The sequence below is a fragment of the Streptomyces sp. NPDC127068 genome (genome assembly GCF_042724695.1).
In the GTDB taxonomy this organism is placed as follows: Bacteria; Actinomycetota; Actinomycetes; order Streptomycetales; family Streptomycetaceae; genus Streptomyces.
On record NZ_JBHXEN010000040.1, the window covers coordinates 32,922 to 58,884 of the forward strand.

Below are 25,963 nucleotides of genomic sequence, written 5' to 3' on the forward strand. Positions count from 1 at the left end.
AAATGCCTACTGCAATGGTCTTCATCAACGAAGGCGTGGGCAACGGGATCATCACGGCGCCACTCCTGGCGGCGCTGGAGCGAAGCCACCCGGGGCAGCGCTACTTTATGGCACCGAATATCGCACTTGAGGCGGAATGGGTGCGCTCGGCGTTCGGTATGCAGGGTCCTTCCGGGACGTTCCCGGCACTGTGGCGACGGTTCTCACCGATTGATCGGGAGGAACTGTGGAATTTCATCGACCGCAATGACGTAGACCTAGTCGTCAATCTCAGGATGGAGTTCGCCGAAGAGGACGGAAACTACTTCGATTTCCGTTCCGAGGCGATGAAAAGGGGGGTCGAGTGCTGGGACCTGCATGAATTGGGCGGGCCTCAGCGGCTGCCCTTCGGTGAACAGGCCGCCCGTCTTCTGCGCGCACACGATGTCCCCGTCGACCTGAACCGCTCGGCCTGGCTCGCCGACCGGCGGCAGGCACGTCCAGGACTGACGGGTTGCTATGTCGGTGCCAGTGCCGCGGTCAAGCGCTGGCCGACGGAGGACTGGTCGACTCTGATCGCGCAGCTGGGCGACCAGGGTCTCAAGGTCGAGATCGCCGTCGGCCTGGCAGCGGACGAACAGGTGCTGGCACATCGGCTGTCGTCGGAGCCGGGTGTCACCAAGACCGTCCATCTGCACTCGCTGGAAGCCCTCCGCGACTGGATCGCCGGGCTGGACGTGCTGGTCAGCAACGACACGCTGGCCGTACACCTGGCGGCCGCACTGGGGTGCCCGGTGGTCACGCTGTACCTGGCGACCGACGGCGACATCTGGTCACCGGCAGCACCGCCTGACGTCTCGCGGGTCGTGCAGAGCGCCCTCGCGCTGTCGTGTTCCCACATGAAGCCGAACGGCACCTGCCGGCTCTACTACACCGGGTGCCCGGCCCCGTGCGCGGCCGGTGTGACCCCGGCTGACGTGCTGATCGAACTGAACCAATTGGAATGGAGCAGGCGGCAATTCAGCCGCCAGGAGGTGGTCGAATGACCCGGCGACGCGCTATCGCAGTACTCGGTGGCCGGCCCGGCAACGCGGGAGCCGATGTCCTCCTGCTCGCGGAGATGATCGGCGAAGAGCTCGCCAAGCGCGGCTACGGCGTGGTGAGCGGCGGAGAGGGCGGCGTGGCGGCCGCGACCAACAAGGGCTGTCAGGCGGTCGGCGGCGACACACTCGCGTTGCTGAAGTGGAACCGTCTGTCCGACGCCGAGGAGGGGACCACCTGGGCCCTGCCCACGTCCATGGACCTGGCTCGGAGCAACATCCTCAACTGGTGCGGCGACGGCATGATCGCGTTCGAGGGCCGTTACGGCACGCTCACCGAGATTGGTCTCGCCCTGGACACGGGACGCCCGCTGCTGGTCCTGGGCGACCACCCGTTCCTCACCCCCGAGGCGTTCGAGGCGCCCACCTGTCGCGTCGTGCCGAATCCGCGCCCGGAGGACGCCGCCGAACTGGTCGACCTGCTCGAAAAGCTGATCGAGGCAAGCGAGCAGGCATCCGTGCGGCCCGGTGCCGCCGTCGTCGAGGACGACCAGCTCGACGAGAGCGGCATCGGGTTGCGACGCGCGATACCGGGAGACCTCGAACTGTTCCGCCGTACCTTCGGCGACGCCGACGTCCTGGCGTGGCGGGCGCTGGAACCGACCGACGGGGTGCTCAGCCGATTCCAGCACGAGCGCTGCCTCGTGGTGCTGGAGCGGAATCGCCCCGTCGGCTTCCTGGAGTACCGCACGGCGACCGATCCGGACTTCGAACGCATCGAAATCGAGGCGGTGGTGGTGTCCGACCCGGCCGACCGGGGCCGGTCGATCGGGACCCGGGCACTCAAGTTGTTCGCCGGATCGGTCTTCGCGGCCGGTCGGCACCGGGTCACCGCGGCGCCCAACGCCGACAACGGGGCCGCTGTGCGATGCCTGGAGAAGGCGGGTTTCCAGCAGGTCGGCCAGATGCGGTCCTACGAACGCCACCACGGTGCATGGCGGGACGCGCTGCTGATGGATCTGCTCCCGAGCGACCTGGCAGACAGGTAGTCCAGGCCCCGGGGACCGCAGTCGGGCACGCATCACAGGACAGCACCAGACGAGATTGAGGAACACCATGGCCGGACCAGGACTTTCCCGCATCGGCCCCGAAGAAGAGGCCGAGCTGTTGGACGTCGTACGCGAGCGAGAGCTCAGCCGGTACCGCTTCGACGACCACGACGGCTCCGCGCTGCCATCGAAGGTTTCGCGTTTCGAGCAGGAGTTCCGCGCCTTGACCGGCGCGCGCCACTGCCTGGGCATGAACAGCTGCACCAGCGCGCTGTACGCCGGGCTGCTCGCCGCGGGCGTCGGTCCGGGTGACGAGGTGATCGTGCCGGGCTACACCTTCATCGCCTCTATCGCCGCGGTCGTGCATACGGGAGCCGAGCCGGTACTCGCCGAGATCGACGAATCCCTGCTGCTCGATCCGGCGGACGTGGCCACGAGAATCACGTCGCGCACGAAGGCGGTGCTCGCCGTGCACATGCTCGGAGCGCCGTGCGACCTCGACGCCCTGGATGCCCTCACACGTGAGCACGGACTGCTGCTCGTGGAGGACTGCGCACAGGCCGGTGGCGGCACCTACCGCGGTCGGCACCTCGGGACGTTCGGCCGATTCGGCGCGTTCAGCCTCAATGTCTTCAAGACCTTCACAGCGGGGGACGGCGGTGTGCTGCTCACCGAGGACGACGAGCTGTACGAGACCGCGTTCGCCCTGCACGATCACGGCGCCGCGCCGCTGCGGCTGGGCGTCACCGACGGGCCGCCGCTGTTCGGTCTGAATCTCCGGATGCACGAGCTGACCGGCGCGTTCGCGCTCGCTCAGGTGCGCAAGGTGCCGGACATCCTGCGGACGCTGCGTGCCAACCGGGACAAGTTCGTGCACGCGATCGGCGACCTACCCGGGGTGACGCCCCGCCCTCTGCACGACCGGGAGGGCGATTGCGCCACGGTGCAGGCGTACACGTTCACCTCCGCGGCCCTGGCCGAGGAGGTGGCAACGCGCCTGGGCACGATCACCCTGAGCCGGTCGGGCAAACACCACTACGCCAACATGTCCCAATTGCAGCCAGACCCACTGGTCGCGACGGCGCCCGGCACCCGCCGACCGGACCGCGCCGTCACACGGCGCTGCTATCCGCTGGGCAGCCTGCCGCGCACGGACGACCTACTCAACCGCACCATTGCGTTGAGCGTCGGGGTGGTCGACTCCTACCTCGGTAGCGGAGTGGGCATCGACGCGACCGCCGACGACGAGGCGATCGGGGCAGCGGCGCGGCTGTTCAGGTCCACCGTCGAGGACGCGGCCAAGGCAGTGTCATGAGGGGGGAACGGGATGCTGGCGCCGCACGCGAAGCGGCCGCGACGGCCTTGCCGCCGACCTCAGCCCCGCACGCGTCACCCTGGAAGGAAAGCACCGGGTGAGCACGGTTGGGTTCGCATACGGTGCTCAGGCGGCAACGGAGTTCCTGGACGCGCACCGGCTCTCGGCGCGTACGCCGTTCCAGACGTGCGGCTGGTGGCGAGCGTGGATACGTGAGGCGGCGGAGAGCGAAGGCGCGACCCCGGTGCTGGTACACACGATGCGTCCCGACCGGCCCACCTTGGTGGTCGGACTGCAGTTGCACCAGGACGGGGGCACCGCGCTCCTGCGCCCCTTGTCCTGGCCGTGGGCCGACTACCACGAGGTCGCGGAGGCGGGTGACACGTCGCACCTCGGCGCCGAGCCCGACATCGGGGGGGTGGCCAAGGCCATCGACCGGTGCCAGCGGGAGTTCGGCGCCCGGCTGGAACTGTGCAACCTGATCGCTGACGGACCGCTGCTGCGCGCCGTGTCCGAACTAGGCGCCGTGCTCCAGCCGTCGGACACGGTCTTCCGACTCGACCTCACCGATCCCGACGTCGTCCGACGCGTCAGCGAGCGGCGCGGCATACAGCGCAAGCGCCGCCGGATCGAGCGACTCGGCAAGCTCCGGCTGACCTGCGCGGACAGCCCGGAGCGGGTCGCCGCCCGCCTGCCGGCCTTCATCGACCTGCATGCGCGGCAGTGGCGTGATCGGCCTGACGTGGTGGCGCCGTTCGACGGCGACGTGGTCGACAGGACCTACGCAGCCGTCGCCGCCGAGCCGTCCAGCGCCGCGCGATTGCACGAGTTGTGGCTGGACGAGACCCTGCTCGCCGGATGGTTCGGCTTCTGGCGCGACCGCACGTACTACACCTACCGCGCGGCCTACGACGCCGGCCACGCTCGCGACTCGCCCGGGCACCTGCTGACAGCCGCGATGGTCTCCGCGCTCGCGGCCCAAGGGGCGGACACCTTCGACCTGACGCGCGGCGACTACGCGTACAAGCGCGAACTGCCCAGCAGCCGCGCGCTCACCATGTCGGCGAGCCTGGAGCGGCCATGCAGGGTGTGACCCGTTGCGGTCGCCCCGGGCATCAGGGAACAGCCTCTCCGCCCATGACGAAAACACATCAGACGACACACAACCGTGGGGTGCCAGTGGGACCGTTGGTCGACGTGGAGACACTCGTGGTCGGGGCGGGAATGGCCGGCCTCGCGACGGCGGCAGAGCTCGGCCGCCGAGGCCGGGATTCGGTGGCCGTGCTGGAGGCCGGCCCTGAACGAGGCCGCACCCATATCCAGACCGAGTATTCCTCGGCAGAAGCCCTCCGACTCTGGTTGCGCCCGGACACCGACCCCGACTTCAGCCGTCCGTATGAGACCGTCGGCGGGGCTTTCCGGGACTTGGCCGGCCTGCGTCGCCGGGTCGGTGGCCGCTCGCTCTACTGGGGTGGCGTACTGCTGCCCATCGAGGGCTGGGCCCTCTCCGAGAAGTGGCCGGAGGCGATCGCCACCGAACTGACGCAGACCTGGGACGGCGGGCCGTCGCTGTACCAGCGGGTTATCGACGACGTGGTCGATTGGGGTGCCAAGCCTCCCGGAGGACTCAGGCTGACCCTTGGTGAACTGGAGTTCGACCGCACGCCGCACGCCACCCGTGAGGAACCCGCCGGCGGGTGGAGCGCGTTCAGCCCGCTGGCATGGTGGGGGGAGGGCGACGACGGCGACCCGAGGGTGCGCCGGGTGCCGATCCTCGCCGGCCATGAGGTTCTGGGGGTCCGTGTCGAACACGGCAGGGCGATCGGCGTGCAGGTACGCACCGAGGATGGCGAGCTGCGCGACCTGCGCGCGAAGCGGGTGGTCCTGGCGGCTGGCACGGTGGTGAACAGCCGGCTGGCGATCCAGGCCCTGGCGGACTCGGGGACCGGCGCACCGCGTGAACTGCCGGGACTCGTGGACAAGATCTCACAGGGGTTCACGGTCGCCTTCACCGATGCCGAACGGCTTCCCGATACCGTCCGGGCGGCTGCTCGTGAGGGCCGCATCCACCATCGCATCGGTACCGCCAGTACCCGGGCCAACCAGTTCGTGCGATTCAGCGAGAGCGCGGACGGCACGGTCACCTTGGACAGCTGGACCATGGGCGAGCAGCGCCGCGGCCCGCACGGCCGGGTGCGGTGCGGCGGCAGCGGCGCATGGCCCTGGTCGACGACGGTGCACGCGGGACTCGACGCGGCCGACGAGGAGGTGCGCGCCAGCCAGCAGCGCCTGCTCGACGAAGTGTGGGCGGAAGTGGCGAGCCCGCTCGGAGTTCCGGCCGACCCCCTTGTGTTCTCTCCGCGGCACGGTTCGCCGGACCTCGCCGACCGGCTGACAGCGATCCGTACCGCGACGCCACGTACCTACAGCTTCCCGATCGGTTCCGAGCAACACGAGGCCGGCACCTTGGCCCTCGGCGAGGTCCTCGACGACGAACAGCAGTTCACCGCCGTACCGGGTCTGTACGCGTGCGGTCCGTCGGTGATGCCGCGCACCGGAGCGGCGAACCCGTCGATGACGACGCTCGCGCTGAGCAAGCGGTTGGGAGCGGTCCTCGCCCGGTGACGGGCAGCAGTAGGCACCAAGGAGGCAGGGAGTCCCCGATGCAACGAATGTCGATCGCGGTGTCCGGCACCGAATTCACGGAAGCCGACGGCGTGGACGGCCTGATAGGAATGGCCGGGTCCGCTCAGTGCGACGCGGTGGAGTTCTGGTATCCGAAGAACGCCCTGCGGGACGGTGTCGACGCCGCGTTCCGCAAGCTGGATCGTGCCGGGCTGCGGATAGCCTGCATATCGACCCCCAGCCAGCTCTACGGTGCCGGCGAGGCGGACTCCGTCCCGCTTCTCCACGAGGCGATCACGTTGGCAGCACGGACCGGAAGCAACCGGGTGAACACCTACTTCGGTCACGCGCCGGTGGTCGATGACGAGAGGGCGATCGCGGCGTACGCCGACGCGCTGGCACCGGTCCTCGACCATGCCGCGGCCGAAGAAGTGGTCGTCGTGCTGGAGAACGAGTTCGACGCGTTCGGATGGGACCCGGCCGCCTCCGACATCAGCAGACGGCCGGCCACGTTGGCGGCGCTGTTCGCCCGGGTCGACTCGCCATGTTTCGGCTTGAACTTCGATGCCGCGAATTTCCTCTGCGCGGGGGTCTCCCCGGCCCGCGACGCACTGTCCGCGCTGCTGCCATGGGTGCGCTACGCCCACGTGAAGGACGCACGCCCGGCGGCGGCGGAAAACCCGCCCGATGGCTGGACCCGGTACACCGACCACGGCAGGGCCTACGACACGGCGCCTCTGGGCGCCGGGGAGGTGGACTGGCCGACGATCGTCGACAGCCTGGCGACCGCGGGCTACGACGGGTACCTCGCGCTCGAACCGCACTGCGCGCGGTCGATCCTCCTGGCCGAGACGGCCAGGGCCGCCGACCACCTGCGCGACCTGATCAGGGTTCACACCCCGTCCCACCAGTGATCCGCAGGCGTCTTCGCAGGCCGTCCCGCAGGAACAGGAAGAGCCCGGGTCGACGAGGAGTACATCTCTGTGCGGTGCCATGCCCTGCCCACCCCCGACCCGACGGAGGAACCATGACCTCTACGGCTGCCGAGCCGTCGCTGTGGCGCAACCGCGACTTCGTCACGCTCTGGAGCGGCCAGGTCGTTTCCACCCTCGGCGCCCGGATCAGCTCAACAGCGATGCCGCTGCTCGTCCTGGCCACGACAGGAGAGCCCGCCGACGCGGGCTTGGTCGGAGCCGCTGGGACCCTGCCCTTCCTCATCGCCTACCTCCCGGCCGGACCGCTGGTGGACCGGTACAGCCGTCATCGGATTCTGCTGACGAGCGAGATCCTGGCCGGCCTCGCCCTGGCCACTGTTTCGGTCACCCTCTGGCTGGGACTGCTGACGATCACCCAGCTCATTGTGGTCGCGTTCGTCCAGGGGCTGTGCTTCGTGTTCTTCAGCCTGGCGGAGACGGCCGCTCTTCCCAGAATCGTCCCGGCCGTCCAACTGCCCGCGGCCGTGGCCCAGAACGAGGCCCGCAACCGCGGTGCCGCCCTGGCCGGCGGACCGATCGACGGCCTGCTCTTCGGAATCGACCGCGCCCTGCCCTTCCTGGCCGATGCGATCTCCTACGCCGCCGCCTCCATCGCGCTGCTGTTCCTCCGCAGGGATCTACAGAACAAGACGACCGCGCCGACCGAGCCGCTGCGGCAGGCGACCATGGCAGGACTGCGCTGGATCTGGCGCCACCCGCTCATCCGCACCGCGACCCTGCTGATCACCGCCACCAACCTGGTCTTCCAGGCACTCGTCCTGACCATCGTCGTCCTCGCCCAACGCCACGGTGCCACCTCCGGCACCATCGGAACCATGCTCGGCATCTACGCCGGCGGCGGACTCGTCGGCGCACTGGTCGCTGGCCGGGCTCATCGCTCCTTCACGCCCAGAATGGTCATCATCGGGGTCAACTGGATCTGGGCCGCCCTCTTACCGCTCTTCCTGCTCACCACCGACCCCCTGCTCGTCGGGGTGATAGGCGCGGCCACCGCCTTCATCGGCCCCTTGTGGAATGTCGTGATCATCAGCTACAGCGCGCTCCTGGTCCCCAACGAGATCCTGGGCCGGGTCACCAGCGCGGCAATGACCCTCGCTTGGGGTGCCATGCCCATCGGCTCCCTCGGCGCCGGGCTGCTGCTGACCACGGCGGGCCCCACCGGTGCCGTCCTCGCCCTCACCGCCGTCATGCTCGTCACAGCGGTCTGCGCGACCATCAGCCCGTCCGTCCGCAGCGCCCCGCCACTGACCCCGCACAAGGGGCAGGTGGCAAAATGACCGCCCCCGCGCGCACCCGTGCCCTTCGGAGGCCGGCGGTGTTCCTCGACCGCGACGGCACTCTCACCGAACCCCGCCACTACCCGTCCCGCCCCGAGGACCTGATACTCCAGACGGGCATCGGGCCACCGCTACGCGTCCTCCAGCAGGCCGGTTTCGCCTTGATCGTGGTCACCAACCAGAGCGGACTGGCCCGCGGCCTGGTCGACGAGGCCGCCATCGCACCGATGCACCACCGGCTGCGGGAACTCCTGGCGCACCACCAGGTTCGGCTGGACGGGATCTACCTCTGCCCGCACCACCGAAGCGGTACCGTGTCGCGGTTCTCCCTCGCCTGCCCGTGTCGCAAGCCCGCCCCGGGAATGCTCCACCAGGCCGCCCGCGACCTCGACCGCGACCTGTCCTCCTCGTGGATGGTCGGCGACTCCGCGTGTGACATCGAGGCCGGCCGCCGCGCCGGAACCCGCACTGCTCTCGTCGGTCCGAAGCCCCTCACCGGTATCGCACCGACCCTGCACCGACCCACGACCGCCGAGGCGCTCACCGCCATCGCGGCCTGGGCAAGCTCCGCAGACCGCATACCTGACCCGACGAACTCCATGGGGAACCACCGTGCCGACAACTGACCTCTCGCCCCGCCCCGCCGCATGGCAATGGCCTGCTGCGGCTCCGGACGCCGAAGACCCGCACTTCCGGATAGTGATCGTCGGAGGCGGGCTCGCGGGGCTCGAAGTAGCCTGGCGACTGGCCGCTCTCGGTATCGACGACGTCCTGGTCATCGAAGGCGGACCCGCGCGGGATCTGCTGCACATCAACTCCGCGCACCGGCCCGATCAAGCGCTGCGTACCTTCCTCGACCCCGTCGTCGACCCGCACTTCCAGCGTTGCTGGACATCGGAATCCGCCCCGCACTACGCCGGTACCACCGGCCTGCGCAAGCGCCTCGGTGGACGTTCGCTGTACTGGTACGGCGCGTCGCTGCCGGTGGAGAACTGGGCGCTGGCCGACTGGCCGGAGCAGGTCGTGGCGGACCTGCGCGGCTCGTGGCTGGGCGGCGTACCGCTCTACGAGCGGGTCGCCGCGGAACTCGGCGTAGATCCGGCCCCGCTCAACTCGCAGCAACCGGCTCTGAAACTCGGAGGATTCCGTCTCGTCCGCACCCCGCAGGCCGAAACCCGGTTCGGCGACGACGGCCGCTGGTACGCCTACTCCCCGCTGGACCATTGGCGGGACCCGGTGACGGGCGCCGCGCTGGAGGCCCCGCGCGGCATCCGGTTCCTGTGCGACACGGACGTCCTCGCGGTCGACGTCAAAGACGGTCGAGCCTGCGGCGTCCTCGTCCGGGAAGCCGGCCCGAACGCCGAGACCCGCCGGATTTCCGCGGACTCGGTGATCCTTGCCGCCGGGACCATCGAGAGCAGCAGGCTAGCCATCCAGGCGCTGTGCGCGGTCGACCCCGGCCGCCCGCCCCGGCTGGACGGGCTGACCGACCACATCGTCCAGGGCTTCTTCCTGCGCGTGCGCGATGACCGGGCATCCCGCGGACTGCCGGACATCGCCTCCGGCTCGTACGTGACCGCGTGCGAGGACGGCCACCGGTCGAACCTATTCATCACGGTCGTACGGCCCGAACCCGGCATCCTTCAATTCGACGTGCGCCTCACCGGGGAGCAGGTGCCCGGGAGCGGTAGCCATGTGACGTGCGAGCCGACCCCCGGGTTCCCGTGGCGCACCGCTGTGACAGCCGAGCTGGCCCCGGTCGACCGGGACGTGGTCGCCCGCCAGCGACGGGTGCTGGACGAGGTGTGGCTCCAGCTGGCCGCCGAGTTCGGCCTCACCCCCGCGCCCCTGGCCTTCGACGACTTCGACCGCCCGCTGCGCACCAACGCGTTCGTGCTGCCGGAGTCGATCGGCACGGAGGCGTCCGAAGGGCCTTTCACCTGGTCAAGCCTGTTGGGCACCGAGGACCACGAGGGTTGCACGTTGCCGCTGGGCGACGTACTCGACGACCGCCATATGTTCGCCGCCGTCCCCAGCCTCTACGCCTGCGGCCCGGCGACCTTTCCCCGCATGGGTGCCGCCAACCCCTCGCTCACCACCCTGGCTCTGGCGCGGCGGCTGGCCCACGTCCTGGCCGCCGATCACGGCCCGCAGCCGCACCGGGTGGCAGCGGAGGCGGACGCGTGATGTTCGCGGACAAGCGCATCCTGGTCACCGGAGCGTCGAAGGACATCGGCCGGGGCATCGCGCTCGATCTGGCCAGGCGCGGAGCAAGCGTCGTCGGCACGTACCACACCGGCGCGGACGACGCGGAAGAACTCCGCGCCCTCGGCGTCGGGGAGATGGTCCACCTCAACCACCTCGACCGGGAGGAATCAGCGGCCACGCTCGGCCGGCTGGCCGCCACCGGTCCCTTCCACGGGCTCGTGAACAACGCCGGCGTCATCGAGTTCACGCCGTGGGCATCCAGTCTGGACTCGTGGGACAGCGTGCTGGACGTCAACCTGCGGGGCCCCCTGGCCACCGCGATCGCGCTGTCCCCGACCATGCCGCCCGGCAGTTCGATCATCAACATCTCCAGCACGGCGGGGAGCGTGGGCTCATTCGATTCACTCGCCTACGCGGCGAGCAAGGCCGCGCTCACCAACCTCACGAAGAGCCTCGCCAATGTGCTCGGGCCGTCCGGAATCCGGGTCAACGCCGTATCACCCTGCCATATCGACGGCGACGCACCCGCGGAATCAGCCGGATTGACTCCGCTGGGGCGCAATGGGTTTCCGGATGACATCGCCTCGGTCGTGGCGTTTCTGCTCACCGATGGCGCTCGCTTTGTCACCGGTACGGAAATCACCGTGGACGGTGGGTACACCGCCGCGGACGCCCTCGCAAAACGCGCGTACGAAGCGGGGCCAGGGTCATTGCGTGATCGAGATCCGTCCGGGTTCGCCATGTGAGACCAGGGGCTGGTCCATTCGGTCCGCTGGAATCGGAGCGCGGTTCGGTCGGCGCGGAAGGGCCGACACAATCACGGCCCACGGAACGGGATCGCGGCTGTACGCGATGCGGACACCGCTCAGCGATGCCGCACGGCCCGCTCCGGACCGCCGAGCCCAGCCATTGCCCCCGGTCGTCGCGTCCACTCAACCAGCAGGGCAAGAGCGGGACTTGACACCCCACCCCAACCGGAATGAATATTCATTCTGCTACTCCCCGAAAGCCGGACCTCGCCGGGTCCCTCATCGACGCTGCCGTCGCCCTGTTCGCCGAGCGCACCTACGAAGGCACCCAGATGCCCGCCGTGGCTCGGCGCACGGGGGTCGGCGTGGGCAGCATCTACCGGTACTTCCCGAGCAAAGAGGCGCTCGCAAACGCGGCGTTCCAGCACACCAAGCGCGATCTGCTGGACCGACGGGCGCAGTCTGTGCCCGCGCTACCTCCACCCCGACATGTCCCAGATCACCGGCGCCGGCGCTGCCCTCACCGCCCACCTCAACCCCGTCCGCGCACCCCTCAGCCTCGCCGTCCAGCCCGTCCCCGGAAGCGCCGCTAGACCGCGTGGTCCCCAAGACATACGGAAAGGCGGTACCGGATTCCTCCGATACCGCCTACGACCTGCACAGATGCAAGTCGGGACGACAGGATTTGAACCTGCGACCCCTTGACCCCCAGTCAAGTGCGCTACCAAGCTGCGCCACGTCCCGTTGCCCGCTGTGACCTGGGCTTTACCCTGGCTGAACGCGCACCGAAACAATACCGCACCGGAAGCCGTGGTCGCGCACCCTTTGTGGGTTGACCTCAAGGGCGCTTGAGGTTGCACAGTTGATCCATGACCAAGGTGACCGACGCCGCACGGCGTGAGACGCCCGGGGAGCAGGCCGGGCGGGCCCCCCGGAACGGGGAAGAGTACGGGTACGGGGACCTGGAGCGGCTGATGGGGCTGCTCACCGGGGACGAGAAGCACGGGCCGGCGGCGACGTCGACCCTCGACGCGCTGTGGGTGCTCTACGACCGGGTGCTGCGGGTCACCCCGGCCACCGCCGAGGCTCCCGACCGGGATCGGTTCCTGCTCTCCAAGGGGCACGGACCGATGGCCTACTACGCGGTGCTCGCGGCCGAGGGCTTCGTACCGGTGGAGTGGCTGAGCCGCTTCGGGGCCTACGACTCGCCGCTCGGGCACCATCCGGACCGGCTGCTCGTGCCGGGAGTGGAGATCGGCAGCGGTTCCCTGGGGCACGGTATGCCGCTCGCCGTGGGAACGGCGCTCGGGCTGCGGGCCCAGGGGCTGACCGGGCCCGCCGTGTGGGTACTGATCGGCGACGGGGAACTGGACGAGGGCAGCAACCACGAGGCGATCGCCTTCGCCGGCCCGGCAGGGTTGGACCGGCTGCACACCGTGGTGATCGACAACGCCTCCGCGAGCCAGTCACGGCCCGGCGGGATCGCCGCCCGCTTCGCAGCGGGCGGCTGGTCCACGGTGACCGTCGACGGACGCGACCACGCGGCCCTGTACGACGCCTTCACCGCCCCGCATCCAGGGCGCCCGCACGCCGTCGTCGCCCGGGTAGACGCCCGGAACCCCACCGCCTGAGACCGGAGAGATGACCGATGGACACGATGCGTGACCGTTTCGCCCCCGTCCTGTCCGAGCTGCTGGACGAGGACCCCCGGGTCGCCGTGGTGCTCGCCGTGATCGGCTCCGCCGGCTTCGCGGAGGCCGCTCGTCGGCACCCGGACCGGGTGATCGACGTGGGCATCCGCGAGCAGCTCCTCGTGGGGACCGGCGCCGGGCTGGCGCTCACCGGCCTCAGGCCGGTGGTGCACACCTTCGCGAGCTTCCTGGTGGAGCGCCCGTTCGAGCAGATCAAGTTGGACTTCGGCCACCAAGGGGTGGGCGGGGTGCTGGTGAGCGCGGCGGCGTCGTTCGACTGGCCGTCCGGCGGGTTCACCCACATGTCACCGGGCGACGTGGCCCTGCTCGACACCCTCGACGGCTGGACCGTGCACGTGCCGGGGCACCCCGACGAGGCCGAGACGCTCCTGCGGCGCGCCGTCGCAGCGGGGGACGACAAGGTGTACGTGCGCTTGTCGGACCAGTCCAACCCGGCGGCGTTCCCCGTCGACGGGGAGGGGTTCCGTACCGTGCGGGAGGGTGGCCGGGGCGTGGTGGTGGCCGTGGGCCCGACGCTCGGCAACGTGCTGACCGCCACCGAGGGCCTGGACGTCTCGGTCCTCTACGCCACGACGGTGCGCCCCTTCGACGCGGACGGACTGCGCCGGGCGGCGCGGGCCGTCGCCGGTCCGGGCGGGGCGCCGGACGTCGTGCTGGTCGAGCCCTATCTCGCCGGGACGTCGACCGCCGTGGCGAACGACGCGCTGGTCGAGGTCCCGCACCGGGTGCTCGGACTGGGCGTCGGCCGCCGCGAGTTGCGCCGGTACGGGACGGTGGAGGAACACGTGGCCGCGCACGGGTTGGACCCGCGCTCACTGCGGGAGCGCATCGCCGGGTTCCTCGGTGGCGGCGAGCCGGTGGCCACCGCCTGAGGTCCGGGCCGGCAGCCGGGACGGGCCCGCCCCGCGGGGTGGGCCCGGTTCTCCGCCGCGAAAACGGTTCCGGGAAGTATGGATTAAATCCCCACCCGAGAAATCGGACACCACGCATTAATCGGGCTACGAAAGGTCGCTCGGGGGGGGCGCCAGTGCGAGTACGGGGAAGGTGGTGGATCTCGCCAAACATTGAGTGAAAGGAAGGCATTTGGAACCGTTGGCAGCCCGCTGACATCGCTAATAGCGCTTCCATACCCCCTTTCGGGAGCCCCACCTAACCAAAGGATGTACAGCTTGGTAATCGGCCATGAAAAAGAGGTTTCACCATGCATGGTTGACGAGATCTCGAAGCCTCACATAACTTCTCGGCGCAGGAGTCATCCATGAACTAGCCCGGGGCTCCGCGTATGCGGGAATCCCGGGAAGGAGTTGGCCATGAGGCTTGCCCGACCCTTGATGACCGTGTCCGCAGCGCTCTGCGGGCTGGTGCTGTTGGCGCCGCCCGCCGCCGCCGAGGTCGAGCCGGGGGGCTGGAACCCGATCGTCCCCGTGCCCACCCCGAGCCTCCAGGAGCGCGGCTGTGGCGTGATCACCGGCAACGTGTTCGAACTGACCTGTTCCACGGCCAGCGGCGACCAGCGCGCCGAGTACCGGTACCCGACCTACGAAAACGGAACGCACCAGTTCGAGGGGCGCTTCCGCGTGGAGTCCATGGGAGGCACCCGGATCAGCCTCAAGCAGACGTTCCGGGACGGCACGGATGCCGGCGCGTACTACATGCTCGCCGTCGAGAACGGCGGCCGGCTCTACTCGGTGCACGGAGGGACCACCCTCGGCCACCAAGCCACCGTGGGCGCTACGGTCCGGGTCAACACCGTGCACGAAGTGGGTGTCTCGCACCGGACGTACATCAACGGCTCAAAGGCGCCGGGCCCCGACGTCCCCAGCACTCTCGGAAAGTACTACGACAAGCTCGGGGCCTATCGCACGAACAGCGGGAACGGCCCGGTGAAGGTCACCTGGGGCGGCGTCAAGATGTGGCAGAAGTAGGGACGCGTAGGAAGGAATGACGACTGTGTCTCCCCTGCGCCGACCGGGCCGGGCCCTCCTGGGAACAGCCCTGGTCACCGCTCTGCTCTCCGGCTGCTCCGACGGGGCCTCGCCCTCGGACGGAAGGTCCGCCGCGCCGCGGGGCGCGGGGGTGACGCTGTCGGCGAAGCTCGACACGCCGACCGACGTCACCCTGCGGTGGAGCGGCGACGCCCGTGACGCCGCGGGACAGGTCGTCGAGTTCGCCACCGAGCCCGAGGGGGCGTACACGACCTTGCGGTTCGCCCCCGAGGGGCAGCGCGTCCACGAGCATCCCGATCTGATGCCCGAGACCCCTTTCTACTACCGACTGCGTGCCTACGGCGGGCCGGTGTCGGCGGCGGTGGAACTGGACCTGCCGAAGGGGGCGTTCAGCAAGAAGGACCAGCGCGGTTCGCATGAGTGGGCCGCGCCCCGGAAGCTGTCGAAGCCGGGGTCGGCGGCGGAACGTCATCCCGTTCGGGGAGCAGGAGCCGTGCGGGCGACACCGGATGACTTCACGGCGACCGTCAAGCACGCCAACGGGGTGCTGCTCACCTGGCGCGATCGGGCCCGCGACGAAGCCGGGTACCTGGTCGAGGTCCGGCCGGCGGGTGCCACGGACTTCCATGTCGCCGCGGTGCTCGACCCGGACATCGAGTCCACGGGGCTGATCACCCTGCCCCAGGAGAAGCGGGCGACCGTCCGGGTCCGGGCGTTCTTCTACGGCGAGCGGTCGAACGTGGTCCTCCGCACCACGGGGAAGTCCGCCGCCCGCTGAGCGCGTACGTACGCTCCCGCGCGCGCCGCGGTCGCGGCGGCCTCCGCTGCCCGGTCGGCGGCGGCCTCGTCGAGACTCCGGTCGCTGGTCAGCAAACGGTAGTAGAGCGGGGCGGAGACGGCCCGGATCACCTCGTGGGCGTCGGTGCCCTCCGGGGCCTCGCCCCGGTCGACGGCCTGCTGCACGCAGGGCGCCCACTCGTCGACCCGGACCTCGTAGAAGCGGTGCAGGGCCTCGGCCGTCCTGGCCTCGCAGACGGCAGCGGCGATCACCGCTTTGAAGAGGGCCCCCTGTCGCGGGTCGGCCAGGGTGCGCTGCACGAGCCGTGCGTTGGCCCGGAGGTCGCCGAGCAGCGAGCCGGTCTCGGTGCGCGGCAGGGATTGTTCGGCCATGTCCGCCAGCAGGTCGGCCACCAGGGCGGTGGCCGTTCCCCAGCGGCGGTAGACGGTCGTCCTGCCCACCTCTGCGCGGCGGGCGACGTCAGCGAGGTCGAGGTGGGCGAACCCCCGTTCGGCCAGGGCGTCTCCGGCCGCCTGCAACACCGCGGCGCGCACCCGTGCGGTGCGTCCGCCGGGGCGGACGGTTCCCGGGTCGGCATCCTCAGAACCCATAACGGGACTCCTGTTCCATTAACTGGCTTCGGCTGTTACGTTGGGTCCCACATTAACGGAACGACAGTACCGTTAATCATCTTGGACTCCCGGGAGAGGACCCACCATGGAGCACAGGCAACTGGGCGCATCCGGACTCAAGGTCCCCGTACTGAGCTTCGGTGCGGGCACCTTCGGAGGACGAGGGCCGTTGTTCGGCGCCTGGGGCAGCACCGATGCGCAGGAGGCACGGCGCCTCGTGGACATCTGCATCGAGGCCGGGATCACGATGTTCGACACCGCCGACGTCTACTCGGACGGCGCGTCCGAGGAGATCCTCGGTGCGGCGATCAAGGGCCGCCGGGACCAGGTGATCGTGTCCACCAAGACCGGCCTGCCGACGGGCGACGGTCCCCATGACGCGGGCGCCTCCCGCTCACGTCTGATCAAGGCGTGCGAGGACGCGCTACGACGCCTCGGCACCGACTACATCGACCTGTTCCAACTGCACGCCTTCGACGCCGGCACACCGGTCGAGGAGACCGTGTCCACCCTCGACGACCTCGTTCGCGCGGGGAAGGTCCGTTACGTCGGCGCCTCCAACTTCTCCGGTTGGCAGGCCATGAAGTCCCTCGCGGTCGCCGAGAAGCACGGGCACCAGCGCTACGTCGCCCATCAGGTCTACTACTCCCTCCTCGGCCGGGACTACGAGTGGGAGTTGATGCCCCTCGGGCTCGACCAGGGCCTCGGCGCGCTCGCCTGGAGCCCGCTGGGCTGGGGACGGCTCACCGGCAAGGTCCGTCGCGGGCAGCCGCTGCCGGCCGGCAGTCGCCTCCACCAGACCGCCGAGTTCGGCCCGCCGGTCGAGGACGCACACCTGTACCGCGTGGTCGACGCGCTGGACGAGGTCGCCGGGGAGACCGGTCGGAGCGTTCCGCAGATCGCCATCAACTGGCTCCTCCAGCGCCCCGGCGTCTCCTCCGTCATCATCGGCGCCCGCAACGAGGAGCAGCTGCGCCAGAACCTCGGCGCCGTCGGCTGGACCCTGACGGCCGAGCAGATCGGGAAGCTCGATGCGGCGAGCAGCACGACACCGCCCTACCCGTACTTCGCGTACCACCGTCAGGAGGGCTTCGCCCGGCTGAACCCGCCGGTGGGTGGTGCCGTGCCCCTCGCGGGAGCCTAGGGGGCTCCCCCGCTCCGTGCTCCGCCTCCGCCCGACGGTCTTCCGCTCCCGCTGCGGGACGCCGCCTGCGGGGCGGGCCGTTCCTCCTTCACCAGGTTCACCGGACCGCCCGAGGTGACGGGGCCGTTGCGCGAGAGGTCGGCGCGGACCAGCCCGCGGATCGCCGGGACGAGCAGCAGGGTGACCGGGACGAGCAGGGCCATGGCTCCCCCGAACAGCAGGACGGAGTCACCGGTCGTGGCGGTGGAGGCGGGACCGGCGAGGGCCTGGCCGACCGGCACCATGGCCAGGGACCCGGCCACGTCGTAGGCGTGGATGCGGTTGAGCACATCGGGCTGCACCTGGGTCTGCACGCTGGTCGCCCACATCACGCCCCAGAACGACAGCCCGGCCCCGGCGACAACTCCGCCCAGGGTCATGGCCCAGACGGGGAGGTTGGCCCCGACGGTCGCGGGGTGCGCGGCGAACGCGAACAGGGCGATCGACCCGGCGCGGAGCATGTACCGCGGGCGCAGCCGCAGGGCGATCAGTCCGCCGATGACCGTGCCCGCGCCGAGCCCCGAGTTGACCAGGCCGTACGCGCGGGGGCCGTGGTCCTGGATGACCTCCGTGGCGACCAGCGGAATGGCCGGACCGGCAACCGTGATCATGTAGACGCACCAGACGGCGATGACGCCCCACAGCCAGGTGCGACCGCGGAACTCCCGCCAGCCCTCGACGAGGTCGGCCCGGAACCCGCTGGTGTGCACGCGTTCCGCCCGGGTGGGTTCCGGCAGTCGCATGAGGAGCAGGCACAGCGCGCTCACCGCGTAGGTGGCGGCGTGGGCCACGAAGACCCCGCCGGCCGACGAGAAGGCCACGAGCACGCCGGCGAGGGCGGGGCCCGCGAGGTGTGCGGTGGACTCGGCCACGCGGATCGCGCCGTTGGCCGCCTGGACGTCGGAGGCCAGGCGGGGCACCGTACTCGCGACACCGGGCTGGAAGATCGCGGAGGCGGCGCCGTTGACCGCGCCGATCACACAGATCTGCCACAGGACGACGTGCCCGGCGAAGAACAGTCCGGCGGTGAGGGCCTGGGTGACGAGTCGGACGAGGTCGGAGCCGATCATCAGCAGTCTGGTGCTGAAGCGGTCCGCGAAGACGCCGCCGAAGATGACGAGGCCCGCGAAACAGGCGACCGACGCGGCCATCGCGAGGCCGACCGCTCCGGCCCCGTAGCCGTGTTGGATGAGTCCCGCCGCGAGCGCGACGGGCAGCATGGTGTCGCCGAGTTTCGCCACGGCCCTGGCGGTGAAGAAGAGGTTGAAGTCCCGGGACCACATGCGGGTGCCCGAACCACCGGCCTTGGGCGACCTTCGACGGCCCCGGCCCGGCCCGCCGGTCGCTGCGCCGACGGCGACCTCGGGGACGGCCGGTACCGGAACGGCACCCGGGACGTCACCGGGCGCCGCGCCCCCGCCCTCGTCCCCGCCCGCGCCGGAACGGTGGAGTCGTCCCCAGAAGGACCGCCGCAGCGGTCGGGCGGTACCACGGACCGGCGTCCGGGAACTGCCGGGCCCGCGTCCACGCGGCCCCGGCACACCTCCCCGGAAGCCACTGATAGATATACCGGACATCGCTGTCCGCCCTCCCCAACATCCCCCGGGTCCGTCGGTCTTTGATTCCCCGCGGGGTCCCCCGACCCCTCGCCGGATCATGCCAGCCGCGCCCGGCCCGCGGAAAGGGGTTTCAGTCCGCCGATGGGACCCCGAGACGGGGGTGGGCCTCCAGGAGACGGTGGGGCGCGGCCTGCCGCCAGGAGTCGGCGAGGATGTCCGTCAGTTCTCCGTCGCCCTCCAGGGCGGCCAGCCGCACCCGGACCCAGGCGAAGGACGCCTCGTGGTCCGCGATCCAGAACTTCTCCGGTTCGGCCAGGACCAGTTCGTCGCGCTCCTCCTTGGGGCAGCGCACCGCCAGGGAGGTCCCCTCTTCCGGGAGGGTGGCGAACATCTTGCCCGCGACCCGGAAGGTGGGCATGTCCCAGGCGGTCTTCTCCGTGGTGTCCGGGAAGGACAGGGCCACACGGCGTGCATCGTCAGCGTCCGACATGAAACGAACCGTAGCCAACGGTACTGACAACCGCTCTCCGTCCCTCCCCGTCCGGGGGGGGGAGCCGGGCCCTACCGACGGGCGGGCGCGTCCCGCGGCTCCGCGAGCGCGGCTTCGCCGGCGATCGCGCCCGGACGCCCGTCGACGGTCTGCTTGTAGAACAGGGTCGTGGGCCGCGGAGTGCCGTACGGATCGGTCGCGTAGTCGGGGATCACGCCCGCGCGCTCCCAGCCGGCCGCCCGGTAGAAGCCCTCGGCGGAGCTACCGGTCTCGGTGTCGAGGTGCAGCAGCCGGACCCCGGCGCCGGTGGCACCGCGCTCGGCGGCGGCGAGGAGCACCCGGCCGAGTCCCCGGCCCCGCGCACGGCGGTGCACCATCAGTTTGACGACCTCGCCGCGGTGCGTGCCGTTGGGCAGGTCGGTGAACCGGACCCCGATGGTGCCGGTGACCCCCTCGGCGTCCCGGGTCACCCAGAGCGCGTGGAGGCCGGCGTCGACGGCGGGGGCCAGGCCGCGCCACCAGGCGGCAGCGGTCGCGTGGTCCAGCGGCACGAGGAAGCCCAGGGAGGCACCGGCGTGCACGGTGTCCACCAGGAGTGCGGCCAGCGGATCGGCGGTGGCGAGGAGTTCGCCCCCGGTCCGCAGCCGGATCACCTCGTCGGTCATGTCGACACCAGCTTCCGGGCGTCCGGCGCCCCTCGTACGGCCGTGCTCACGTTCGGCACCAGTGTTCGACGGGCTCGTTTCCGCTCCGTTACGGCGTGACGTCCGTGGGGTTAGCGAACGCCGGTCGTCCCGGGGGCCGCGGCGGCGCCCCCGAGCGCGGCCAGCACGGGGCTGATGAGCGGGTGTTCCTCCGCCCCGCAGCGCACCGCGGCGAAGACCCGCCGGGTGGGTGCCGCCCCGCCGACCGGCCGGACGACGACCCCGCTCAGATCGGTGCCGCGCAGCGCCGAGCGGGGCACCAGCGCCACCCCGGCGCCCGCCGAAGCCAGGGCGACCACGGCCCTGAAGTCGTCCGACTGGTGCTCCAGCCGCGGGGGGAAGCCGGCGTGTTCGCAGGCGAGGACCACCACGTCGTGGCAGGGGTTGCCGGGGTAGGGGCCGATCCAGGGGTCGTCCGCCAGTGCGGACAGTTCGGCGAGCGGGGGCAGGTCCGGGTCGGCGAGCGGATGGCCGAGCGGGAGGACGGCGTCGAACGGTTCGGCGTACAGCGGCACCCGGGTCAGTCGCGGGTCGTCGGCGCCGGGTGCGCCCCGGTACTCGACGGCCACGGCGACGTCGACGTGCCGGTCCAGGACCATCGGCAGGCTCGCGTCCCCCTCGGCGTCCTGGACGCGGACCCGGATGCCGGGCGCTTCGGCGGCGAGGAGGGCGAGGGCGGGCGCCACCACCAGGGCGATGCCGGTGGCGAAGGCCGCGACGGTGACCGTGCCGGCGGCACCGGAGTGGTAGGCGGCGAGTTCCGCGTCGGCGCGTTCGAGCTGGGCCAGCACGGCGTGCGTGTGACGGAGCAGGATCTCGCCCGCCGGGGTGAGCCGCACGCCGCGGGCGCCCCGGTCGACGAGTCGGTGCCCCGTCTCCTGTTCCAGGGCCGTGAGCTGCTGGGACACGGCGGACGGGGTGAGGTACAGGGCGGCGGCGGCAGCGGTGACCGTGCGGTGGTCGGCCACCGCACGCAGGATGTGCAGCCGTCGTGCTTCGATCACCCGCGTGCCCCGGTCATGCTGTCGTCTCGGTCATGTGGCCGATTCTCGCAGGTCCCCGGAACGACTCGGTCCCGTCCGCTGCCCCGAGCGGCCCGGTGCCCCGCCCGCGCGGTGCGGGGCGCTCCCCGGCCTTGCTCGGTCAGTGCGCGGCCCGCTCGGCCGCCAGGTCCGCCCGGGCGGCCACGAACGCGTCGACGGCACGGTCCACGTCCGCGGTGGAGTGGGCCGCGGAGAGCTGCACCCTGATGCGGGCCTGGCCCCGGGGGACGACCGGGAAGGAGAAGCCGATCACGTAGACGCCCCGGTCGAGCAGCAGTTCCGCGGTGCGGGCGGCCTCGGCGGCGTCCCCGATCATGACCGGGACGATCGGGTGGTCGCCCGGCAGGATGTCGAAGCCCTCGGCGGTCATCCGGGAGCGGAACCGTGCGGTGTTGTCGGCGAGCTGGCGTCGCAGGTCGCCGGCCGACTCCAGGAGGTCGAGGACGGTGAGCGAGGCGGCGGCGATGACCGGGGCGAGGGTGTTCGAGAACAGGTACGGGCGCGAGCGCTGGCGCAGCAGGGCGACGATCTCGGCGCGGGCCGCGACGTAACCGCCGGAGGCGCCACCGAGGGCCTTGCCGAGGGTGCCGGTGATGATGTCGACGCGGTCCTCGACGCCGTGCAGCGCGGGGGTGCCGCGGCCGCCGGGGCCGGTGAAGCCGACGGCGTGCGAGTCGTCGACCATCACCATCGCGTCGTAGCGGTCGGCGAGGTCGCAGATCTCGGCCAGCGGGGCGACGTACCCGTCCATGGAGAACACGCCGTCGGTGACGACGAGTCGACGGCGCGCGCCGGACGCCTCCTTGAGCGCCCGCTCCAGGTCGGCGAGGTCACGGTTGGCGTAACGCAGGCGGCGGGCCTTGGACAGCCGGATGCCGTCGATGATGGAGGCGTGGTTGAGGGCGTCGGAGATGACGGCGTCCTCCTCGCCGAGCAGCGTCTCGAAGACGCCGCCGTTGGCGTCGAAGCAGGAGGAGTACAGGATCGTGTCCTCCTGCCCGAGGAACGTCGAGAGCCGGGACTCCAGTTCCTTGTGGACCTCCTGGGTGCCGCAGATGAAGCGCACCGAGGCCATGCCGTAGCCCCAGCGGTCGAGGGCACCGTGGGCGGCGGCGATGACCTCGGGGTGGTCCGCCAGGCCCAGGTAGTTGTTGGCGCAGAAGTTCAGCACCTCGGACAGGTGGGGGGCCGTGCCGTCCGCGCCGGGGCCGGCGGTGACGCCGACCGTCGCGGACTGCGGGGTGCCGATGACGCGTTCGGGCTTGTGCAGTCCGGCGGCGCGGATCTCGTCGAGGGTGGCACGCAGGTCGTCACGCACGGAGTCGAACATCGTCAGGTCCAGTCCTTCGTTGGGTTGCGGAGGGGTCGTGCGGGCGGGCGGGGGCGGGCGGACCGGTCAGGTGGTCCAGTCCAGGATGACCTTGCCGCCGCGTCCGCTGGCCGCGTCGGCGAAGGCTTCCTCGTGGTCGCGGTGGTCGTAGCGGCCGGTGATCACCGGAGCCAGGTCGAGTCCGCCCTCCAGGAGGACGGACATGGCGTACCAGGTCTCGAACATCTCACGGCCGTAGATGCCCTTGATCGTGATCATGGAGGTGACGATCCGGGCCCAGTCGACGGGGAACTCCTCGGTCGGCAGGCCCAGCACGGCGATGCGCCCGCCGTGGGTCATGTTGCCGATCATGTCGCGGAGCGCCTCGGGTCGGCCGGACATCTCCAGGCCGATGTCGAAGCCCTCGCGCAGCCCGAGGTGCCGCTGGCCGTCGGCGATGGAGGAGCGGGAGACGTCCAGGGCGAGGCTGACGCCGATCTTGCGTGCGAGGTCGAGGCGTTCGGGGCTGACGTCGGTGATGACCACGTTGCGGGCGCCCGCGTGCCGGGCGACGGCCGCGGCCATGAGGCCGATCGGTCCGGCCCCGGTGATCAGGACGTCCTCGCCGACCAGCGGGAACGACAGCGCGGTGTGCACGGCGTTCCCGAACGGGTCGAAGATGGCGGCGACGTCGAGGTCCACCGGGGCCCGGTGCACCCAGACGTTCGAGGCGGGCAGCGCCACGTACTCGGCGAAAGCCCCGTCCCGGCCGACGCCGAGGCCGACGGTGGCGCGGCACAGGTGGCGGCGGCCGGCGAGGCAGTTGCGGCAGGTGCCGCAGACGAGGTGGCCCTCGCCGCTGACCCGGTCCCCGACGGTGACGTCCCGGACGTCGCGGCCGGTGTCGACGACCTCGCCGACGAACTCGTGACCGATGACGAGCGGGGTGTTGATGGTGCGGCGTGCCCAGCCGTCCCAGGCGCGGATGTGCAGGTCGGTGCCGCAGATCCCGGTGCGCTGGACCTTGATGAGGACGTCGCCGGGCCCGATCTCCGGGTCGGGGACCTCGGTGAGCCGCAGTCCCGGTTCCGCTCGTTCCTTGACCAGTGCCTTCATCGCCGCGGCTCCCTGTCGTCGTCGCACACCGCGGCGCGACGGGGCAGGGCTCCGCCGTCCGTGGAGGGGTGGATGTGCGGCAGGGCGGGGCGGATGCGGGCCGCCGTTGCCGGTGAAACGAATCTGCCGTACGGCGGGGGCCTGGTCCATCGAGGATTTCTTAAGCGGCTCCGCAGGTTTCCTTCAGGGGTCGGGAATCCTCCCGACGCGGGCTTCCTACGGGCGTCGGGCCGGGGTGTCCGTCCCGTGGTCCCGTAGGCGGTGCCGGGTCACAGTAAGTCGTCCTCCCGGTGCCGGATCTCGGCCGCCAGTTCCGCGGCCCTGGCCTTGATGGTCGCCAGCCCGGCCCGCCCCCAGGGCCGCGGCTCGGTGTCGACGACGCACACCGTGCCGAGGGCGATCCCGGTGCGGTCGAGCAGGGGTGCGCCCAGGTAGGTCCGTACGCCCGTCTCGTCCACGAGGGGGTTGCCGGCGAACCTCGGGTAGTCGCGGACGTCCTCCAGCACCAGGGCGCGGCGGCGGACGACCACATAGGGGCAGTAGCCGCGTTCCCGGCCCATCCGGCGACCGGTCGCGCCGCCGTCGGGTCCGGCCCCGAGCGCGGCGGCCGAGCGACCCCCGGGGGTGCGGAGCCCGGCGAGGAACTGCCGGTGCTCGTCGACGAAGTTGACCATCGCGAACGGGGCGCCGGTGGTGTCGGCGAGCAGGTCGGCGAACGCGTCGAACACCGGGTCGGGCATGCCCCCGAGCCCCAGGGCCCGCAGGCGTCGGGCCCGTTCGGGCGCCTCCCGGTCCACCGGGGTGAGCAGGAACGGTACGGGCCGGGCGGCCGGAAGGTGCCTCATGCGCGGGCCTCGTGGCCCGTGGGGTACGCGGGTGCGTAGGTGATGAGGTGCCGCACCAGGGTCAACAGCGTCTGGATGCCGGAGCTGGAGATGCGGGCGTCGCAGCGGACGACCGGCACGCCGGGGTCCAGGTCGATGGCGGCGCGCACCTCGTCGGGGTCGTAGCGGTGCGAGCCGTCGAACTCGTTGACGGCCAGGATGAAGTCGAGGCCGCGCTGTTCGAAGAAGTCGACGGCGGGGAAGCACTCTTCCAGGCGTCTGGTGTCGGCGAGGACGACGGCCCCGAGGGCGCCCTCGGACAGTTCGTCCCACATGAACCAGAACCGCTCCTGGCCCGGGGTGCCGAACAGGTACAGCACGTGCTGGGGGTCGAGGGTGATCCGGCCGAAGTCCATGGCGACGGTCGTCTCGGTCTTGTTCTCGACCCCCTCCAGGCTGTCGGTGGTCGTGCTGACCGTGGTGAGCAGTTCCTCGGTGCTCAGCGGCGAGATCTCGCTCACGGCGCCGACGAAGGTGGTCTTGCCGACTCCGAAACCCCCGGCGACGAGGATCTTGAGCGCCGTGGGGAAGGGGTCAGAGGTGCCGTCGTAGTCCATCAAGCACTGCCTCCAGAAGGGACCGGTCCGTGGGGTTGTGGAAGAAGGCGGGCGGTTTCGTCGTGAGGGCCCCGCAGTCGACGAGGTCGGACAGCAGCACCTTGGTCACGGCCGCCGGCAGCCGGAGCTGGGCGGCCAACTCCGCGACGGAGACGGGGGCGTCGCACAGTGCCAGGACCTGGGCGTGCTCGGGGCCGAGGTAGCCGAAGGGCTTGGCGCCGGTGCTCATCACCTGCGACATCAGGTCGAACGGTGTGGTGGGCCGGGTGCGGCCGTTGCTCACCGTGTAGGGGCGCACCAGGCGGCCCGCCGCCGCGTCGAGCCACGGTCCGTCCTTGGGCACGACCGCGTTCAATGCCGCATCCCGGTGGGTTCGGGTGCGAGGGCCTGCCGGGGCGGGGTCACGAGGTACGGCCGGACGCTCTTGACGAGCATCGCCATCTCGTAGCCGAGGACGGCGGCGTCGGCGTCCCGGCCCGCGAGCACCGCCAGGCAGGTGCCCGATCCGGCGGTGGACACGAACAGGAGGGTGTCGTCGAGTTCGACGACGACCTGCCGGACGTGGCCGCCGTCGCCGAAGCGGATGCCGGCGCCCCGGCCGAGGGAGTACAGGCCCGACGCGAGGGCGGCCATGTGGTCGGCCCCGTCCGGGTCGAGTCCGTGCACCGACTTGACCAGGCCGTCGCAGGACAGCAGGACCGCGCTACGGGTGTGCGGCACGCGCTGGACCAGACCGGTCATCAGCCAGTCGAGGTCGGATGCCTGGCCGGTCTGTACATCGCTCGCCATGGTGGATCGACTCCTTGGAGGTGC

The 25,963-nt window shown here is 71.0% G+C and carries 27 protein-coding genes and 1 tRNA gene; 16 read left to right on the forward strand and 12 right to left on the reverse strand.

What is annotated here, in order from left to right; all coding sequences use genetic code 11:
• The first annotated feature begins 14 nt into the window (after positions 1-14).
• The 11 genes from ACFWIA_RS24020 (at position 15) to ACFWIA_RS24070 (ending at position 11,830) form a co-directional block, all read left to right on the forward strand.
• Positions 15-1,025 carry a glycosyltransferase family 9 protein gene (locus ACFWIA_RS24020; protein WP_387008351.1) on the forward strand — a complete coding sequence of 337 codons (1,011 nt, stop codon included), beginning with the start codon at positions 15-17 and terminating at the stop codon, positions 1,023-1,025.
• Positions 1,022-2,068 (forward strand): GNAT family N-acetyltransferase, encoded by a 1,047-nt coding sequence (locus ACFWIA_RS24025; RefSeq protein ID WP_387008353.1) that lies wholly within the window; start codon positions 1,022-1,024, stop codon positions 2,066-2,068. Before ACFWIA_RS24020 ends, ACFWIA_RS24025 begins: the two co-directional genes overlap by 4 nt.
• Positions 2,069-2,186: 118 nt before the next feature.
• Positions 2,187-3,383, forward strand: a complete 1,197-nt coding sequence (locus ACFWIA_RS24030) for a DegT/DnrJ/EryC1/StrS family aminotransferase (RefSeq protein ID WP_387008355.1) — start codon at positions 2,187-2,189, stop codon at positions 3,381-3,383.
• A gap of 97 nt (positions 3,384-3,480) precedes the next feature.
• Complete coding sequence (locus ACFWIA_RS24035; protein WP_387008357.1) at positions 3,481-4,476, forward strand: GNAT family N-acetyltransferase; 996 nt, start codon at positions 3,481-3,483, stop codon at positions 4,474-4,476.
• A 104-nt stretch (positions 4,477-4,580) separates the two neighbouring features.
• A complete protein-coding gene (locus ACFWIA_RS24040; protein ID WP_387008359.1) occupies positions 4,581-6,008 on the forward strand; it encodes an FAD-dependent oxidoreductase in 1,428 nt (475 codons plus the stop codon).
• A gap of 38 nt (positions 6,009-6,046) precedes the next feature.
• Positions 6,047-6,922 (forward strand): sugar phosphate isomerase/epimerase family protein, encoded by an 876-nt coding sequence (locus tag ACFWIA_RS24045; RefSeq protein WP_387008361.1) that lies wholly within the window; start codon positions 6,047-6,049, stop codon positions 6,920-6,922.
• A gap of 113 nt (positions 6,923-7,035) precedes the next feature.
• Positions 7,036-8,280, forward strand: a complete 1,245-nt coding sequence (locus ACFWIA_RS24050) for an MFS transporter (RefSeq protein ID WP_387008363.1) — start codon at positions 7,036-7,038, stop codon at positions 8,278-8,280.
• Positions 8,277-8,906, forward strand: coding sequence for a D-glycero-alpha-D-manno-heptose-1,7-bisphosphate 7-phosphatase (locus tag ACFWIA_RS24055; RefSeq protein WP_387008365.1), 630 nt, complete (start codon positions 8,277-8,279; stop codon positions 8,904-8,906). The genes ACFWIA_RS24050 and ACFWIA_RS24055 overlap by 4 nt, the downstream gene beginning before the upstream one ends.
• The gene (locus ACFWIA_RS24060; RefSeq protein WP_387008367.1) at positions 8,893-10,467 is read left to right on the forward strand and encodes a GMC family oxidoreductase; all 1,575 of its coding nucleotides are present in this window, start codon (positions 8,893-8,895) and stop codon (positions 10,465-10,467) included. Before ACFWIA_RS24055 ends, ACFWIA_RS24060 begins: the two co-directional genes overlap by 14 nt.
• On the forward strand, positions 10,467-11,234 hold the full coding sequence (locus ACFWIA_RS24065) for an SDR family NAD(P)-dependent oxidoreductase (RefSeq protein WP_387008418.1): 768 nt from the start codon (positions 10,467-10,469) through the stop codon (positions 11,232-11,234). The genes ACFWIA_RS24060 and ACFWIA_RS24065 overlap by 1 nt, the downstream gene beginning before the upstream one ends.
• 335 nt (positions 11,235-11,569) lie before the next feature.
• Positions 11,570-11,830, forward strand: a complete 261-nt coding sequence (locus ACFWIA_RS24070) for a helix-turn-helix domain-containing protein (RefSeq protein ID WP_387008420.1) — start codon at positions 11,570-11,572, stop codon at positions 11,828-11,830.
• A gap of 77 nt (positions 11,831-11,907) precedes the next feature.
• Here ACFWIA_RS24070 and ACFWIA_RS24075 read toward each other — a convergent pair.
• Positions 11,908-11,981: transfer RNA gene (locus tag ACFWIA_RS24075), tRNA-Pro, on the reverse strand.
• 125 nt (positions 11,982-12,106) lie between these two features.
• On the opposite strand from ACFWIA_RS24075, the gene ACFWIA_RS24080 reads away from it, so the two are divergent.
• The 4 genes from ACFWIA_RS24080 to ACFWIA_RS24095 all read left to right on the forward strand — a co-directional run bounded on the left by ACFWIA_RS24080 (position 12,107) and on the right by ACFWIA_RS24095 (position 15,673).
• On the forward strand, positions 12,107-12,868 hold the full coding sequence (locus ACFWIA_RS24080) for a transketolase (protein WP_387008369.1): 762 nt from the start codon (positions 12,107-12,109) through the stop codon (positions 12,866-12,868).
• Positions 12,869-12,885: 17 nt separating this feature from the next.
• Positions 12,886-13,821, forward strand: coding sequence for a transketolase family protein (locus tag ACFWIA_RS24085; RefSeq protein ID WP_387008371.1), 936 nt, complete (start codon positions 12,886-12,888; stop codon positions 13,819-13,821).
• Positions 13,822-14,259: 438 nt separating this feature from the next.
• Entirely contained in the window at positions 14,260-14,874 is a 615-nt protein-coding gene (locus ACFWIA_RS24090) for a hypothetical protein (RefSeq protein ID WP_387008373.1), read from the forward strand.
• A 16-nt stretch (positions 14,875-14,890) separates the two neighbouring features.
• Complete coding sequence (locus ACFWIA_RS24095) at positions 14,891-15,673, forward strand: fibronectin type III domain-containing protein (RefSeq protein WP_387008375.1); 783 nt, start codon at positions 14,891-14,893, stop codon at positions 15,671-15,673.
• On the opposite strand, the gene ACFWIA_RS24100 is transcribed toward ACFWIA_RS24095, so the two are convergent.
• Entirely contained in the window at positions 15,616-16,284 is a 669-nt protein-coding gene (locus tag ACFWIA_RS24100) for a TetR/AcrR family transcriptional regulator C-terminal ligand-binding domain-containing protein (RefSeq protein ID WP_387008377.1), read from the reverse strand. The genes ACFWIA_RS24095 and ACFWIA_RS24100 overlap by 58 nt on opposite strands.
• 106 nt (positions 16,285-16,390) lie before the next feature.
• Here ACFWIA_RS24100 and ACFWIA_RS24105 point away from each other — a divergent pair, with 106 nt between their 5' ends.
• Positions 16,391-17,449 (forward strand): aldo/keto reductase, encoded by a 1,059-nt coding sequence (locus ACFWIA_RS24105; RefSeq protein WP_387008379.1) that lies wholly within the window; start codon positions 16,391-16,393, stop codon positions 17,447-17,449.
• Here ACFWIA_RS24105 and ACFWIA_RS24110 read toward each other — a convergent pair.
• The 10 genes from ACFWIA_RS24110 to ACFWIA_RS24155 form a co-directional block, all read right to left on the reverse strand.
• Complete coding sequence (locus ACFWIA_RS24110) at positions 17,446-18,771, reverse strand: MFS transporter (protein WP_387008381.1); 1,326 nt, start codon at positions 18,769-18,771, stop codon at positions 17,446-17,448. The genes ACFWIA_RS24105 and ACFWIA_RS24110 overlap by 4 nt on opposite strands.
• Positions 18,772-19,177: 406 nt before the next feature.
• On the reverse strand, positions 19,178-19,537 hold the full coding sequence (locus ACFWIA_RS24115; RefSeq protein ID WP_387008383.1) for an MmcQ/YjbR family DNA-binding protein: 360 nt from the start codon (positions 19,535-19,537) through the stop codon (positions 19,178-19,180).
• Positions 19,538-19,608: 71 nt separating this feature from the next.
• Positions 19,609-20,202 carry a GNAT family N-acetyltransferase gene (locus tag ACFWIA_RS24120; RefSeq protein ID WP_387008385.1) on the reverse strand — a complete coding sequence of 198 codons (594 nt, stop codon included), beginning with the start codon at positions 20,200-20,202 and terminating at the stop codon, positions 19,609-19,611.
• A gap of 110 nt (positions 20,203-20,312) precedes the next feature.
• Entirely contained in the window at positions 20,313-21,245 is a 933-nt protein-coding gene (locus tag ACFWIA_RS24125; RefSeq protein ID WP_387008387.1) for a LysR family transcriptional regulator, read from the reverse strand.
• Positions 21,246-21,384: 139 nt separating this feature from the next.
• Positions 21,385-22,614 carry a glycine C-acetyltransferase gene (locus ACFWIA_RS24130; RefSeq protein ID WP_387008389.1) on the reverse strand — a complete coding sequence of 410 codons (1,230 nt, stop codon included), beginning with the start codon at positions 22,612-22,614 and terminating at the stop codon, positions 21,385-21,387.
• Between the two features lie 66 nt (positions 22,615-22,680).
• On the reverse strand, positions 22,681-23,709 hold the full coding sequence (tdh, locus tag ACFWIA_RS24135) for an L-threonine 3-dehydrogenase (protein ID WP_387008391.1): 1,029 nt from the start codon (positions 23,707-23,709) through the stop codon (positions 22,681-22,683).
• A gap of 269 nt (positions 23,710-23,978) precedes the next feature.
• Positions 23,979-24,554: a GAF domain-containing protein gene (locus ACFWIA_RS24140; protein WP_385494360.1), complete on the reverse strand. Its 576-nt coding sequence runs from the start codon at positions 24,552-24,554 to the stop codon at positions 23,979-23,981.
• Positions 24,551-25,150, reverse strand: a complete 600-nt coding sequence (locus tag ACFWIA_RS24145; RefSeq protein ID WP_387008393.1) for an ATP/GTP-binding protein — start codon at positions 25,148-25,150, stop codon at positions 24,551-24,553. The genes ACFWIA_RS24140 and ACFWIA_RS24145 overlap by 4 nt, the downstream gene beginning before the upstream one ends.
• Positions 25,128-25,505, reverse strand: a complete 378-nt coding sequence (locus ACFWIA_RS24150; RefSeq protein WP_385494362.1) for a DUF742 domain-containing protein — start codon at positions 25,503-25,505, stop codon at positions 25,128-25,130. The genes ACFWIA_RS24145 and ACFWIA_RS24150 overlap by 23 nt, the downstream gene beginning before the upstream one ends.
• Positions 25,502-25,939, reverse strand: coding sequence for a roadblock/LC7 domain-containing protein (locus ACFWIA_RS24155; RefSeq protein WP_385494363.1), 438 nt, complete (start codon positions 25,937-25,939; stop codon positions 25,502-25,504). Before ACFWIA_RS24155 ends, ACFWIA_RS24150 begins: the two co-directional genes overlap by 4 nt.
• Positions 25,940-25,963 lie beyond the last annotated feature (24 nt).

Excerpts from the sequence above, each read along its gene's own strand:
- ACFWIA_RS24020 (WP_387008351.1), top strand. The coding sequence starts at position 15 with ATGGTCTTCATCAACGAAGGCGTGGGCAACGGGATCATCACGGCGCCA.
- ACFWIA_RS24025 (WP_387008353.1), top strand. The coding sequence starts at position 1,022 with ATGACCCGGCGACGCGCTATCGCAGTACTCGGTGGCCGGCCCGGCAAC.
- ACFWIA_RS24045 (WP_387008361.1), top strand. The coding sequence starts at position 6,047 with ATGCAACGAATGTCGATCGCGGTGTCCGGCACCGAATTCACGGAAGCC.
- ACFWIA_RS24050 (WP_387008363.1), top strand. The coding sequence starts at position 7,036 with ATGACCTCTACGGCTGCCGAGCCGTCGCTGTGGCGCAACCGCGACTTC.
- ACFWIA_RS24055 (WP_387008365.1), top strand. The coding sequence starts at position 8,277 with ATGACCGCCCCCGCGCGCACCCGTGCCCTTCGGAGGCCGGCGGTGTTC.
- ACFWIA_RS24065 (WP_387008418.1), top strand. The coding sequence starts at position 10,467 with ATGTTCGCGGACAAGCGCATCCTGGTCACCGGAGCGTCGAAGGACATC.
- ACFWIA_RS24070 (WP_387008420.1), top strand. The coding sequence starts at position 11,570 with ATGCCCGCCGTGGCTCGGCGCACGGGGGTCGGCGTGGGCAGCATCTAC.
- ACFWIA_RS24080 (WP_387008369.1), top strand. The coding sequence starts at position 12,107 with ATGACCAAGGTGACCGACGCCGCACGGCGTGAGACGCCCGGGGAGCAG.
- ACFWIA_RS24085 (WP_387008371.1), top strand. The coding sequence starts at position 12,886 with ATGGACACGATGCGTGACCGTTTCGCCCCCGTCCTGTCCGAGCTGCTG.
- ACFWIA_RS24090 (WP_387008373.1), top strand. The coding sequence starts at position 14,260 with ATGAGGCTTGCCCGACCCTTGATGACCGTGTCCGCAGCGCTCTGCGGG.
- ACFWIA_RS24095 (WP_387008375.1), top strand. The coding sequence starts at position 14,891 with ATGACGACTGTGTCTCCCCTGCGCCGACCGGGCCGGGCCCTCCTGGGA.
- ACFWIA_RS24100 (WP_387008377.1), bottom strand. The coding sequence starts at position 16,284 with ATGGGTTCTGAGGATGCCGACCCGGGAACCGTCCGCCCCGGCGGACGC.
- ACFWIA_RS24105 (WP_387008379.1), top strand. The coding sequence starts at position 16,391 with ATGGAGCACAGGCAACTGGGCGCATCCGGACTCAAGGTCCCCGTACTG.
- ACFWIA_RS24110 (WP_387008381.1), bottom strand. The coding sequence starts at position 18,771 with ATGTGGTCCCGGGACTTCAACCTCTTCTTCACCGCCAGGGCCGTGGCG.
- ACFWIA_RS24115 (WP_387008383.1), bottom strand. The coding sequence starts at position 19,537 with ATGTCGGACGCTGACGATGCACGCCGTGTGGCCCTGTCCTTCCCGGAC.
- ACFWIA_RS24120 (WP_387008385.1), bottom strand. The coding sequence starts at position 20,202 with ATGACCGACGAGGTGATCCGGCTGCGGACCGGGGGCGAACTCCTCGCC.
- ACFWIA_RS24130 (WP_387008389.1), bottom strand. The coding sequence starts at position 22,614 with ATGTTCGACTCCGTGCGTGACGACCTGCGTGCCACCCTCGACGAGATC.
- tdh (WP_387008391.1), bottom strand. The coding sequence starts at position 23,709 with ATGAAGGCACTGGTCAAGGAACGAGCGGAACCGGGACTGCGGCTCACC.
- ACFWIA_RS24140 (WP_385494360.1), bottom strand. The coding sequence starts at position 24,554 with ATGAGGCACCTTCCGGCCGCCCGGCCCGTACCGTTCCTGCTCACCCCG.
- ACFWIA_RS24145 (WP_387008393.1), bottom strand. The coding sequence starts at position 25,150 with ATGGACTACGACGGCACCTCTGACCCCTTCCCCACGGCGCTCAAGATC.
- ACFWIA_RS24155 (WP_385494363.1), bottom strand. The coding sequence starts at position 25,939 with ATGGCGAGCGATGTACAGACCGGCCAGGCATCCGACCTCGACTGGCTG.